This is a genomic window from Streptomyces gobiensis, assembly GCF_021216675.1.
Taxonomy (GTDB): Bacteria; Actinomycetota; Actinomycetes; order Streptomycetales; family Streptomycetaceae; genus Streptomyces; species Streptomyces gobiensis.
In genome coordinates, this window is sequence record NZ_CP086120.1 from 3712821 (window position 1) to 3725182 (window position 12362).

Consider the following 12362-nt stretch of genomic DNA (forward strand, 5'->3'; position numbering starts at 1 on the left):
CGGCGCTAGATGGAGCCGGGCTCGTGGGCCAGGGCGCGGGCCTGTCCGGCGGTGATGGGGCCGTAGCCCTTGAGCTCGGCGGGATCATTGCTGGCGCCGATGAGTGTGTCGAAGCTGACGGTGATCTGTAGGAGTGGTGCGGAGCGGCCTGTGGGGGCTGTCCGGTTCAACTGGACAAGATCACCGGGGGTTTGGGTGTTCCGGTTGACGAGGTCGACGAGGGCGTCGGCGCGGCGCTGGTCCAGTGTGCGTTCATCGTCTTCGGTTTTGATGGCCTGGGCGTGGGTGTCGATGGCGGCGTCCATGCGTGCGACGTCTTCGGCTGGGAGGTAGGCGTTCCACCAGGCCATGCCCTCCTCCGCCGGGGTGTGGGAGACCGCACGGTCCTCCCGTGCTCGCTGGTGGCGCTGATCGGCGCCTTCCGGGTCGGCTTTGAGTACCGCCCGGCGCAGCGCTTTGCGCGTCGCGGACACCGACTGTTCTGGCATGAGCGGGAGCGCCAGTGTTTCGACCCGCCGGGCGGCTTCCTCGGTGCAGTTGGCTGTCGTGTCGACCACGGCGTGGGCCTGCATGTAGTGAATCTTTCCTTCCTCAAGGAGATTCAGCGTGCGGTCGAAGATCCCGGTCAGTTCGCGGGCGTCACGCAGTCGGCTTGCGGCGCTGGTGTGCGAGAGCCGCAGGGCACAGGCCACGTGCTCGACGGTGGTCTCATAGTCCGCCCGCTCATCGCGGCGGCCGGGGATGCAGGGGAGGGGATCGTCCTCCAGCTGGGCCAGCACCCGTACTTGCTGGGCCTGGATCCACTCCGCGTGACGCTCAAAGGCCCGCAGCGCGTCGATCCGGCCCGCCCCGGAGAGCTGTCCGGTCTGCAGGATCGGCAGCATCGCGGCGGTCTCCGCCCCCACTGGCATCACCGCCAGATAGGCCGCCCAGTCATCGGCCGTCTCCGGATCAGCGACACCTACCGCGACAGCGCCCATGGCGCTCACCCCCCTCAACGCCAGCCCTGGGCTGGTGTATTGCTGCCTCCTATTATCTCGAACGTGACGTGAAGAACCCAGGTCATCACTCGAAAGTCACCCGAACGATAAGCTCCCTTTCCCGTCCCGGTGCCACTCGATGATCTTGTCCAGTTCACCCGGACACGTCCCTGCCAGCTGCCAGAACAGCCGCCCTGCCCGCAGTCGGACGGCGTACGGCGTCGGGGGTCAATGGAACCGTGGTTGGCGCTGAGATTGGTCTTGATGCCGGTCCGACTGCTGGCCCTCTCTGGGCTGCCCCGGGCTAGCGCCGGCTGTCGCGCGATAGTCTGAGAATGCGGTCGGGGCCCCGCCGCGAAGCTGAGACCCCGTATTAACACGTAGACAGGTAGACAGCCTCAAGTTCGGACAGATCTGGGCAGTCGGACCTCCGTGGTCTCTCAGCTGGCGTGAAGGGTCCGAAAGCGGTCGGGTTCCGCCGGATCTCGATCAACGACTTGGATTGGTGTCCAAGCCCATTGCCAAACGCTGATGCCTGGCGTGCGGGAGAACTGAATCTGCCCGCGGGTGCCTTCGACTGCAACGCGCGGCCAGGATTCGGCAGTGCGCGCCCAGTCCGCGCCGTGAGAACGCAGCACATCGGCGAGGACGGCGACCGTGTCGTAGCCCTCGAAGGCGACGAAGGAGGGCGCTTCGGCTAGCCGCTCGCGGAGGGCCGTCTCGACTCGTGCACCGAGTGGGCTGAGGCGCTCGGGCAGGTAGCGCAAGAACGGGATCGCGGCGCTGTCGTCGCCCAGCAACGTTGCCCATTCGGCGAATTCCGGTTGCCCGGCCGGAGCACCAATCATGATCTCGGCGAGGCGCTGGTCGCGGCGGACAGACTTGACGATCGACACTGCCGGCTCCGGGTGGCCGACCAGAAGAAGGAGGGCTGTCGCGCGATTGTCGACGAGTTCGTCGCACATGGCCGTGGGGGCGAGCGCGCGCATGTCGAGTTCGATGACGGTGCCGCCGCGTGGAGCGAGGTAGTCCCGCAGAATGCGGGCCCCAGATGCCCAGTAGACACTCGACTCGGCTGCTACGGCGATTCGGCTGTAGCCCGCGCTGAGGAGGAAGTCTGCGTAGATCTGCCAGCCGTGGGACTGCGCCGGGGCGAGGCGCGCAACCCATTCCGTTGGCTGTTCGGTGAGCGCGTCGAGAACCGCTGACGAGCAGAGGAACGGCAGGCCGAGGGCGTCGGCCCTGGTGGCAGCGGCGCGAGCGACGACGCTGTGATACTCCCCCGCCAAGGCAGCCACGCCCAGGCGAGCCAATTCATCTACGGCCGCCGCGGCCCTCTGTGGATCAGCCGCGGTGTCCCGGACCACCAGCTCGAGTGGTCTTCCGACGATCCCGCCGGCGTCATTGACTTCGCGAACAGCCAGCTCGAGTCCACCGAGCAAGTGTTGGCCTGCCTCGACCCAGCCAGGCCGAGTCAGCGGAACGAGAGCGCCGATCTGGACGGATGAACCGTCAGTCCGCTCCGCTCCAGGTGGCGATGGTGGCGCATTCATGCGTTGGCGTCTCCCAAGTGACGATTCGGTTGCAGCTTGCCCGGATCGCAGAGTGGCAAGGCCCGGTAGTACGCGTTCATCTCATCTCGCCGTGGCGGGCGCACCTGGGTACCATGCCGGACATTGCATCCACCACCATCGCCAACAGGCAACCGATTATTTGTTCGCTGAGCTGACAGGCTTCAAGAAGCCATCGTTTTCTGAAGATCCGGCGTTCAAGATCGAACGTCCGCGACACGCCTTCAAAAACTCCTTCAGAAACCTCGGGCTTCAACAACCCCACGGCCACCGTTTATTGAGAAGGTCCCGGGCATGAACGCGCCCCTGGAGCCCTCCGAACTCCTCACCCCCTCGCCCGCCCTGCGGAAGTCGTCCCAGGCCGGACAACCTGGGCAGGAGCTGGTGGTGGGCTTGACGTAGCCCTTCGGGAAGCGCGCCATCAGTTCACTCCGGCGGCAGCGACCGGCCGTCCCGGCGCTTGGGGATCACTGCCGGTCACGGCGGTCCCGGCACCAACCGCCGCTCGTTCCGTCTCCGCCTGTCCCGGGCGGCTGACCTTCTCCGGCTCGGGGATCAGCAGGTCGCCGATCTCGCAGTCGAAGGAGGAAGGACCCCCTGCCCGATCCCCGGACTTGCTGATGGGCCGTTCATCGCAGCGGTTCTTGCACAATGCCGGCGATGACCACAGTCACGACCTTGCGGATGGCTCCGGCCTTCGGTGGGGTGCCTTTCCGGTCGGCGAAGAGCATGTGTCCGGTCCCGATCAGCGTGGGTGCGAGGGTGTCGACGTCGGCATCCGCCGCGATGCGGCCCAGTTCGCGCTCGGCGGTGAGGTAAGAGGCGATCATGGCCGTAGCTTCCGTCAGTACCGGGATGCCGGTCGGCGTGGTCCGGCGGAGCCGGGCGCGTAGGTCATCCCGGGAGGTGACGAGGCCGACGATCGCCACGGCGACCGACCCGAACAGGTCCGTCAGGGCGCCGATGAGATTGTCAGCGACGGTGGCGGTCCCGGCGGAGTTGCGCAGGGCGGCGGCTTGGTTGTCGATCTGGGCGATACGGTCCAGCACGAGCTCGGCGAGGAAAGCGTCGAAGTCGGCGAAGTGCCGGTGCAGGACGCCCTTCGCGCAGGCTGCCTCAGTGGTGACCGCCCGGCTGGTCAGCGCGCTTGGCCCGTCCCGGAGCAGGACACGCTCGGCGGCGTCGAACAGCTGCTTGCGCACGTCGCGGATGACTACCCCCGTCGGCACCGTGCATCTCCTCCTTACTTTCCGTCGGCCCGTCCCGATTGACGAGTGGGCGCACGCCCATTCATAGTGGGCGCATGCCCACTATACCGCCGGAGCGAGCGCCTCTTTACGAACACGAGCCTCATGAACGCCGAGAGGTAGCGGAGTCGTTCGGCTCGGACGCCGAGCGCTATGACCGGGCCCGGCCCCGCTACCCCGAAGGCATGGTGGACCGGATCGTCGGCGCCAGCCCCGGCCCCGACGTCCTCGACGTCGGCTCTGGCACCGGCATCGCCGCCAGACAGTTCCAGGCGGCCGGCTGCAGGGTGCTCGGGGTAGAGCCAGACGCGCGGATGGCTGACCTGGCGCGGCAACTCGGGGGCGAGGTTGACGTAGCGACGTTCGAAGACTGGGACCCGGCCGACCGGGAATTCGATGCGGTCGTCGCCGGACAGTCCTGGCACTGGATCGACCCGGTCGCGGGAATGGCCAAGGCCGCGCAGGTGCTGCGCCCTGGCGGTCGGCTGGCGGCGTTCTGGAACATTTTCCAGTTTCCGCCCGACGTGGCGAAAGTCGTCGTTGCGGTCTGCCAGCAGGTGATGCCTGACGCGCCGTTCGACTTCCAGGCGATGACGAAGGGGTCCCTGGACGGGTACCAGGTGCTGCTCGCCAAGGCCGCCGACGGCATCCGAGAGGTGGGCGGGTTCGGTGAACCGGAGCAGTGGCGGTTCGACTGGGAGTGGACTTATACCCGGGACGCGTGGCTGGACCAGATGCCCACACAGGGCGCCTTCACCCGGCTCCCACCGGATAAGCTGGCGGAGGTGTTGGAGGGCGTCGGGGCCGCTATCGACGCGATAGGTGGCAGCTTCACGATGCGTTACGCCACGGTGGTCGTCACCGCGTCGCGAACCGGTTCCGCCTGACCCGGCTTTACGGCCTATCCACTGCTCGCCTGACTCGGCCTGCGCGGTGCCCCGCCGAGGCCCGCGCGAGGATCAACCCGGCCAGCATGTCGGTCTCGAACTACTCCAGCTCCTCCACCGAAGCCGGGACCGGTACTCACGCAGATCCCGTACGACAGCCAGCGCCAGGCGCGCCGGGGGCACGAGGTGCTGCTCGGGCTCGTTGGCGGCTGCTGCGTCGTCGTCCTCGGCGCCGTGGCCGTGCTCGGCTTCTCCGGCAGCGGCTGGGGGCAACTGCTCGCGCTCGCCGCCGGTCTGGCGATGCTGACGCGCGCCCGGCTGTTCCGCTACACGGTGCAGGTGGCCTGTGTGCTGACCGCCGGTCTGGGGGCGGTCGCCCTGCTGATCTTCGGGGTCGCGCTGGGCACACCCGCCGATGGTGCGCTGGGCATCCGTACGGTCTGGCTGGCGGTGGCCCTGGGCGGCGGGGCCGCGCTGCTCACGGCCATCGGACGGATCGTCCCGCGGGCCGGGGTGACGCCGTTCTGGGGACGGCTCCTCGATCTCGGCGAGGGGCTGCTCCTGCTGTTGCTCACACCCCTGGCGCTGGCCGTACTGGACGTTTACTCGGCCGCCCGGTCCATGACGAGCGGGTGACGCGCTGGCGCCTTCAGACTCTGGACACCGCCCCGCACTTCTCGGAGTCTTCCCCTTCCCTTTCCCCTTCTTCGAGTTCCTCCAGTTCCTCGAGCGGGCGGCTGCGGTCGTAGGGGTCCCTCGTCGGCCCGGTCGGACGGTCGCTGCCAAGCAGGTCGGAGGGGAATTCGGGATGCAGGAACCCGTCGCCGTCGTCGCAGGCGTGGTTGCCGAAATTCCCCCGGTACTCGATCAGCCAGATCTTGCCCGCCGCGCTCTGCTGCCCGGCGGGGCTCACCTGTACTTCGACGATCCTGCGGACGATCGTGCGCGTGACCTCGCCCGGATTCGCTACTTTTTCCACCGGGTAGGTGAAGGTGTAGTCGGCGCGAATGGCAGCATTGCCGCCCTCCGCCTCCTTTACCTTCATCCGGCCGCGCACCTTCACTGCCTCACCGACCAGCCGCACCTCCTCCGGGGCGAACCGGGAGACCCATGCGATCGGATCGTTCCGCTCACTCGGGTTCTTCAACGCCTCGCGCATGGAGGCGAGCTCCGGCTGCTGGGGATCGATGAGCGCCAGCGCTGCCTTGGGTCGGCCCCCGTTCAGCACGTCCGGGTCGAGGTTCGTCGCGACCAGGAACTCCTTGAACGTCTTCAGCCCCGCCTTGACCTCCGCCGCCGACACATTCCCGGTTCGCCGCGCCTTGGGCAGCTCGATCGCGTCCGCGCCGTCCGCCCAGCGCCGGGCGGGCGAACCGGCGAACGGCTCCTCCAGCGTCGGCGTATCGGGAGCCAGTTCGCCCGGCGGGGCGGTGGTCGGTGCCACGGTCTCGGCAGGCAGCGGCTCGTCCGCTCCACCAGCCAGGTTGAGCCCGTATCGCTGGTCAAGCAGCATCGTGGCGCCCCAACCGACTGCCGCCAGCGCCATGAGCCCGGCCAGCCACTTGCCCAGCCTGTGCTGCTTGCCGTTCATCTCCTGCCAGGCGGGTCCGGTCCGCCAGCCCTCCGGCTGCCAGGGCTCAGGCTCCCGCTTCCGACCCCAGCGGCGTTTGCGCTGCTGCCGCGCCACGGCCGCCTCGTCCGTCTGCCGCAGCCGTTCAGCCACCATCCGGGCCCGCGCGGAAGGCTCCTTGGGCGCGGCGGCGGCCCGTGCGCCGACCTCAAGGTCCCGCTGGAACCTCTCCCACTCCGGGTCCGGTATGGACGCTCCCTCCTCGGGGCCTTCGGACGCTCCGGACGAGGGCGGCTTGGCTGCCATGCTGTTGGTGCTCTCTCACTCTGTGCAGGTGGGCGGGTCCGGCCTCGCCGAGCGTCGAACGGACCGTCTGACCTGGCGACTTTAACCACCCGGACGTATGTGCGAGAGAACGGCTGAGTAACTCTTCGATCACCACTCCCCGTTATTCCGATGACCCTCACCAGCCTCAGAACGGGAGCGCTACCTCGGGCCCCGCGGCTGGCACCATGCCAACGGAGTCGGGAGACCAGGTGGGGAGCCGATTCGTCGTGCGAACAGAGGGCTGTGACTCGAATGGGGATCGGCAACCCCCTCGTTCGCCCTATGCAGATCCGCCGTGCGGCGGCTGGAAGACGCCGTACGGTTCCAGCTCGCCAGCCCCATCCCAGCTGCCGTCACTCGGAGTGGTTGAGGGCGACTTGGGTCAGCCCGCTGGCAGCCATGACGATGCCTTCGGCATCGCGCTGCCGACCCAGTAGCACACGACGCTTGGCTCGGCATCCCTACGGTCTGGCTGGGGTAGGTCGGTCTCGTATACCACGTTGAGGGTTCGAGTGTGAACAACTTCGGTTAATTGAGGCATTCTGCTGAAACCAGACGGTCGCTGGCGTTACTGTGAGTTTCGTGTTCGCTGCAGAACGTCGTCAGTTGATCCTCGAAATGGTGCGAGCCAACGGGGCCGTGTCGCTCCGTGAGCTCGCCCGCGTCGTCCAGACCTCCGAAGTGACCGTCCGGCGCGATGTCCGGGCGCTGGAGGCAGAAGGACTGCTTGACCGCCGGCACGGCGGTGCGGTCCTGCCGGGTGGCTTCACCCGGGAGTCCGGCTTTCCTCAGAAATCCTTGTCCGCGACCGCGGAGAAGACGGCTATCGCCGATCTAGCGGCCAGTCTCGTCGAGGAGGGTGAGGCCATTGTCGTCGGCGCCGGTACGACGACGCAGGAGCTGGCGCGGCGGCTCGCCCGGATCGCCGGGCTGACCGTTGTCACCAACTCGCTGCTGGTGGCACAGGCGTTGGCGCACGCCAACCGGGTCGAAGTCGTGATGACCGGCGGCACGCTGCGCGGCTCCAACTACGCGTTGGTCGGCAGCGGCGCTGAGCAGTCCTTGCAGGGGCTTCGCGTCTCCCGTGCCTTTATCTCCGGCAGCGGGCTCACCGCTGAGCGCGGGCTCTCCACCTCCAACATGCTGTCGGCGAGCGTCGACCGGGCGCTGGTGCAGGCGGCTGGGGAAGTGGTCATCCTGGCTGACCATACGAAGCTGGGCACCGACACGATGTTCCAGACGGTGCCCACGGATGTCATCACCCGGCTGGTGACGGATGAGCCGCCGGTTCAGGATGACCGGGCGGTGGCGGAGCTTCAGGCGTTGGCCGACCAGGGTGTCCAGATCGCGGCGGCCGGTCCCGGTCCGGTGCTGGAGGGTGGCGGGGGTGTTAACCGCCGCGAGGTTCCCCCGTTGCCGGGGCAGCGTCGTAACCATCCGCCGGGTGGGGGCGGTTCCGCGCCGCCGCTGCGGGCCGCGGCGGCGCCGGTCGCGGATCTGGCGCCCCGGCGGCGGCCGTAGGGGGTGTTTTCTCCCCTGGCTTAAAAAATCAAGCGCCGGAGGGGCTCGCAGTGAGCCCCTCCGGCGCTTGCGGGTCAGTCCTTGATCTCGCAGATCACCGTGCCGGAGGAGATCGACGCGCCGACCTCCGCGGAGAGGTCCTTGACCGTGCCCGCGCGGTGGGCGTTCAGCGGCTGCTCCATCTTCATCGCCTCCAGGACGACGATGAGTTCGCCCTCGGCGACCTCCTGGCCCTCCTCCACCGCGACCTTCACGATCGTGCCCTGCATCGGCGAGGCGAGCGCGTCACCGGACGCCGCCGAGGCGGACTTCTTCGCCGCCTTACGACGGGCCGGCTTCGCACCCCCGGCCACCGCCGCACGAGCCAGCGGCATGCCCAGGGAGGCCGGGAGGGAGACCTCCAGCCGTTTACCGCCGACCTCGACGACCACCGTCTCCCGGGTGCCCTCGTCCTCCTCTTCGGCTACGCCGGCACCGGCGAACGGCTTGATCTCGTTGACGAACTCCGTCTCGATCCACCGGGTGTGGACGCCGAACGGCTCCCGGGTGAAGGCCGGATCCTCGACCACCGTGCGGTGGAACGGGATCGCCGTCGCCATGCCCTCGACCTGGAACTCGGCCAGCGCACGGGCGGCGCGCTGCAGCGCCTGCCGCCGGGTGGCGCCGGTGATGATCAGCTTGGCCAGCAGCGAGTCCCAGGCCGGGCCGATGACCGAGCCGGTCTCCACGCCCGCGTCCAGCCGTACGCCGGGGCCCGCCGGCGGGGCGAACTTGGTGACGGTCCCCGGGGCGGGCAGGAAGTTACGGCCCGGGTCCTCGCCGTTGATACGGAACTCGATGGAGTGACCCCGCAGCGGCGGATCGTCGTAGCCCAGCTCCTCGCCATCGGCGATCCGGAACATCTCCCGGACCAGGTCGATGCCGGTGACCTCCTCGGTTACCGGGTGCTCGACCTGAAGCCGGGTGTTGACCTCCAGGAAGGAGATCGTGCCGTCCTGGCCGACCAGGAACTCACAGGTGCCCGCGCCGACATAGCCCGCTTCGCGCAGGATCGCCTTGGAGGCCCGGTACAGCTCGGCGTTCTGCTCATCGGTCAGGAAGGGGGCCGGGGCCTCCTCCACCAGCTTCTGGTGACGGCGCTGGAGCGAGCAGTCGCGGGTCGACACGACGACGACGTTGCCGTGCTGGTCGGCCAGGCACTGGGTCTCCACATGCCGGGGACGGTCGAGGTAGCGCTCGACGAAGCATTCGCCACGACCGAAGGCGGCGACCGCCTCACGTACCGCCGAGTCGTAGAGCTCCGGCACCTCTTCCAGGGTGCGCGCGACCTTCAGACCGCGGCCGCCACCGCCGAAGGCGGCCTTGATGGCGATCGGCAGCCCGTTCTCCCGCGCGAAGGTCACGACCTCCTCCGCGCCACTCACCGGGTCCTTGGTGCCCGCGACGAGCGGGGCACCAGCGCGCTGGGCGATATGCCGCGCCGCGACCTTGTCGCCGAGATCGCGGATGGCCTGCGGCGGCGGTCCGATCCAGATCAGCCCGGCGTCCAGCACGGCCTGGGCGAATTCGGCGTTCTCCGAGAGGAAGCCGTATCCAGGATGGATGGCGTCCGCCTCCGAATCGGCGGCTGCCTTCAGCACCTTGGCGACATCCAGGTAGCTAGCGGCCGGAGTGTCACCGCCCAGCGCATAAGCCTCGTCGGCGGCCCGGACATGTAGCGCGTCCCGGTCCGGCTCGGCGTAGACGGCTACGCTCGCGATCCCGGCATCCCGGCAAGCTCGGGCGACGCGGACAGCGATTTCGCCGCGGTTGGCGATGAGCACCTTGCGCACGATGACTCCCTCCTTGAAACAAGCTGAGTTTAGGTACTGGCGACACCGCACGCCGAGTCACCCAGCGGGGTGAGCTTGCCCACACGGAATGTAGCGGGACCCGCCGCCCCCTCCTCAATTCCCTTGTCGTCCCACGGTACGCCGGGTATTCGAGCCTGACTGGAGAGCCGGAATGTGGCCAAGGTCTCTGGATGCACTGACGACTGGTTCCCCCAGATTTTTGTGGAATCCCTACTAACGGGCAGAGGATTCTTTGCGGGTGGAGGGTGACCCCTCGGCGCGGTGCGGTTGACCCTCTTGCCGCTGGCATTACCCGCTAGTAACGTTCGCGGCCTGCGATACCGGCGGTAACGACGCCAGGGCGGCGTCTGGGCAAGGTCAGGGCAGCGTCAGGGCAACGTCAGGCAGGGGGGCGGGGTGGCGAACAGGAGACCGTTGGCCGTGGTGGCGGCCGTGGTGCTGATGCTCGAAGGGGTCCTCATCGCCCTGCTCAACTGGTTCCTTGGCATGGTCGTGGACAAGCAGTCCATGTCCCTGGCCGGGCTCGACCCCCATGTGATGACCCTCTCCACCTGGGTCGCCGGTGGCCTCTTCGGCGGCTATCTGGTGCTGTGCGGCCTGATCCTGCTCCGTACCGCCATACGTGACCGGGCACCGGGTGGCTTTCTCCGTACGGTGCTGGTCAGTTGTGCCGTGGTGCACGGGGTGCTCGGCGCGTTTTCGGTGGGTCTGGTGGGGTGGCTTGCCTTTGGCGCTGTGATGACTGTCCTGGGGCTGATTGTTCTGACGCTGTTGGCGTACGACAGGCCGGTCGGGACGGTCGGGGCGGTGAGGGCGGGGGCGGTTGAGCGGCTTCGTGGTTAGCACCAGAGGTCGGTGATGGATACGTCCAGGTCGGCCAGGAGGCGGCGGAGCAGGGGGAGGGAGAGGCCGATGACGTTGCCGTGGTCGCCCTCGATGCCTTCGATGAAGGGGGCCGAGCGGCCGTCGAGGGTGAAGGCGCCGGCGACGTGGAGCGGTTCGCCGGAGGCGACGTAGGCGGCGATCTCGGCGTCGGTCGGGTCGCCGAAGTGGACCGTCGTGGCGGCGGTGGCGGAGGCGCGGCGACCCGTTGCGGTGTCGATGACGCAGTGGCCGGTCTGGAGGATGCCGGAGCGGCCACGCATCGACTTCCAGCGGGCGGTGGCGTCCTCGGCGTCGACGGGCTTGCCCAGCGGTTCGCCGTCCAGCTCCAGGACCGAGTCACAGCCGATGACCAGGGCGTCGGCGGCCTCCGGGCGGGCGGCGACGGCCGCCGCTTTGGCCTCGGCCAGCGCCAGGGCCAGCTCACCCGGGGTGGGGGCGGTGAGGGCGTCCTCGTCGACGCCGCTGACGATCACTTCGGGGCGCAGACCGGCCTGCCTCAGGAGCCCGAGCCGGGCGGGGGACTGTGAGGCGAGGACGAGGCGGCGGGCGGGGGTGGGGCCGGGGGCGGGGTCAGGGACGGGGCGCGAGGTCATGGGGTCATCGTACGAGAGTGGTCACTTGACGCCGATGGCGATGGTCATCACCAGGATCATGATCGCTAGGATCCAGCCCGCTCGGCGTAGTCGCGCCTGGGCGGCGCGGAGCCGCTCCGAGGGGGTGTCGGAGGGGTCGGACCAGAGCATGTACTCAAGACTGCGACGCGTTTTGGTCGGGCGCCTGAGTACGCGTACTCAACTGGGTGCGCCGGAGGGGGCATCTCCCGCTTTCCGGTCGCACCGGTGTGCGGCTGCGCCGCGTGGCGGGGCTTCGCCTGGTTGCGGGGGTGCCGTGGGTGGGTTTCCCCAATTCCCGCCCCCTCCCGGCTGTGCCGATATGCGGCTCCGCCGCGTGGCGGGGCTTCGCCCGGCTGCCGGGGGGCCGGGGGTGGCTGTCCCCGTATCCCGCCCCTTCCCGGAAACCGGGGCTTCGCCCCGGGCCCCGGCGCTGGCCGGTGCGGGCCGGTGGCCGGTGTTGTGCCCACCCACAGCCCCTCGCGGGGCTGCGAGTGCCCACAACACCTCGGGGGCCTGGGGGCGGAGCCTCCAGTTTCGGGAAGGGGCCGGGTTAGGGGAATCCCTCCGCCGACAGCGGCGCTCAGCCACAACCACCGACGGACGGAGTCCGGCGCAGGCGGCCGAAGCTTGTGAGGCCCCCAGGGCCGAACAATGCGAGGACGCCGTCAAGAAGGGGAAGGGCGCCCCTCAGGCGGGCCAGAAGGTGGTGCGCCAGGCGTGGGGGCCCGGGTGGGGGAGGCGGCGCGGGATTACGCGGGCCGGGTCGGACCACTCGGAGGCGGGCCGGGAGCCGGGCGCCGCGGTGGCCGCCGCGGCCGCCCGCGCCTGAACCACCGCCAGTGCGGCGGCCAGCTCCTCGGGGGTCGGGTTGCCCCGGACAACCTTGATCATGTTCCGTCAGCCTCCT

13 protein-coding genes and 1 pseudogene are annotated in these 12362 nt (G+C 69.0%); 4 read left to right on the plus strand and 10 right to left on the minus strand.

What is annotated here, in order from left to right; translation table 11 throughout:
- Positions 1 to 5: 5 nt before the first annotated feature.
- The 5 genes from test1122_RS17390 to test1122_RS17410 form a co-directional block, all read right to left on the minus strand.
- Positions 6 to 980 carry a DUF222 domain-containing protein gene (locus test1122_RS17390; RefSeq protein WP_232270086.1) on the minus strand — a complete coding sequence of 325 codons (975 nt, stop codon included), beginning with the start codon at positions 978 to 980 and terminating at the stop codon, positions 6 to 8.
- 440 nt (positions 981 to 1420) lie between these two features.
- The gene (locus test1122_RS17395; RefSeq protein ID WP_232270087.1) at positions 1421 to 2533 is read right to left on the minus strand and encodes an ABC transporter substrate-binding protein; all 1113 of its coding nucleotides are present in this window, start codon (positions 2531 to 2533) and stop codon (positions 1421 to 1423) included.
- Between the two features lie 76 nt (positions 2534 to 2609).
- Positions 2610 to 2816, minus strand: coding sequence for a hypothetical protein (locus test1122_RS17400; protein WP_232270088.1), 207 nt, complete (start codon positions 2814 to 2816; stop codon positions 2610 to 2612).
- 156 nt (positions 2817 to 2972) lie between these two features.
- Positions 2973 to 3203, minus strand: a complete 231-nt coding sequence (locus test1122_RS17405; protein WP_232272090.1) for a hypothetical protein — start codon at positions 3201 to 3203, stop codon at positions 2973 to 2975.
- A complete protein-coding gene (locus tag test1122_RS17410) occupies positions 3181 to 3780 on the minus strand; it encodes a TetR/AcrR family transcriptional regulator (RefSeq protein WP_232270089.1) in 600 nt (199 codons plus the stop codon). The genes test1122_RS17405 and test1122_RS17410 overlap by 23 nt, the downstream gene beginning before the upstream one ends.
- 74 nt (positions 3781 to 3854) lie before the next feature.
- On the opposite strand from test1122_RS17410, the gene test1122_RS17415 reads away from it, so the two are divergent.
- Entirely contained in the window at positions 3855 to 4685 is an 831-nt protein-coding gene (locus tag test1122_RS17415) for a class I SAM-dependent methyltransferase (protein ID WP_232270090.1), read from the plus strand.
- Positions 4686 to 4823: 138 nt separating this feature from the next.
- A pseudogene (locus test1122_RS17420) lies at positions 4824 to 5321 on the plus strand (type VII secretion integral membrane protein EccD); the annotation flags it as partial.
- A gap of 13 nt (positions 5322 to 5334) precedes the next feature.
- On the opposite strand, the gene test1122_RS17425 reads toward test1122_RS17420, so the two are convergent.
- A complete protein-coding gene (locus tag test1122_RS17425; RefSeq protein ID WP_232270091.1) occupies positions 5335 to 6561 on the minus strand; it encodes a hypothetical protein in 1227 nt (408 codons plus the stop codon).
- Between the two features lie 603 nt (positions 6562 to 7164).
- On the opposite strand from test1122_RS17425, the gene test1122_RS17430 reads away from it, so the two are divergent.
- Positions 7165 to 8103: a DeoR/GlpR family DNA-binding transcription regulator gene (locus test1122_RS17430; protein WP_277879843.1), complete on the plus strand. Its 939-nt coding sequence runs from the start codon at positions 7165 to 7167 to the stop codon at positions 8101 to 8103.
- 74 nt (positions 8104 to 8177) lie between these two features.
- Here the strand turns inward: test1122_RS17430 and test1122_RS17435 are convergent, their stop codons facing one another.
- A complete protein-coding gene (locus tag test1122_RS17435) occupies positions 8178 to 9935 on the minus strand; it encodes an acetyl/propionyl/methylcrotonyl-CoA carboxylase subunit alpha (RefSeq protein ID WP_232270092.1) in 1758 nt (585 codons plus the stop codon).
- 417 nt (positions 9936 to 10352) lie between these two features.
- Between test1122_RS17435 and test1122_RS17440 the strand changes: the two genes are divergently transcribed.
- The gene (locus test1122_RS17440; protein WP_422396999.1) at positions 10353 to 10799 is read left to right on the plus strand and encodes a hypothetical protein; all 447 of its coding nucleotides are present in this window, start codon (positions 10353 to 10355) and stop codon (positions 10797 to 10799) included.
- On the opposite strand, the gene test1122_RS17445 is transcribed toward test1122_RS17440, so the two are convergent.
- From test1122_RS17445 to test1122_RS17450, 3 genes are all read right to left on the minus strand, one after another.
- Positions 10796 to 11434 carry a nucleoside triphosphate pyrophosphatase gene (locus test1122_RS17445; RefSeq protein ID WP_232270093.1) on the minus strand — a complete coding sequence of 213 codons (639 nt, stop codon included), beginning with the start codon at positions 11432 to 11434 and terminating at the stop codon, positions 10796 to 10798. The genes test1122_RS17440 and test1122_RS17445 overlap by 4 nt on opposite strands.
- A 21-nt stretch (positions 11435 to 11455) precedes the next feature.
- The gene (gene mmpB, locus test1122_RS26600) at positions 11456 to 11584 is read right to left on the minus strand and encodes a morphogenic membrane protein MmpB (protein ID WP_277879844.1); all 129 of its coding nucleotides are present in this window, start codon (positions 11582 to 11584) and stop codon (positions 11456 to 11458) included.
- Positions 11585 to 12142: 558 nt separating this feature from the next.
- Positions 12143 to 12346, minus strand: coding sequence for an acyl-CoA carboxylase subunit epsilon (locus test1122_RS17450; protein ID WP_232270094.1), 204 nt, complete (start codon positions 12344 to 12346; stop codon positions 12143 to 12145).
- Positions 12347 to 12362 lie beyond the last annotated feature (16 nt).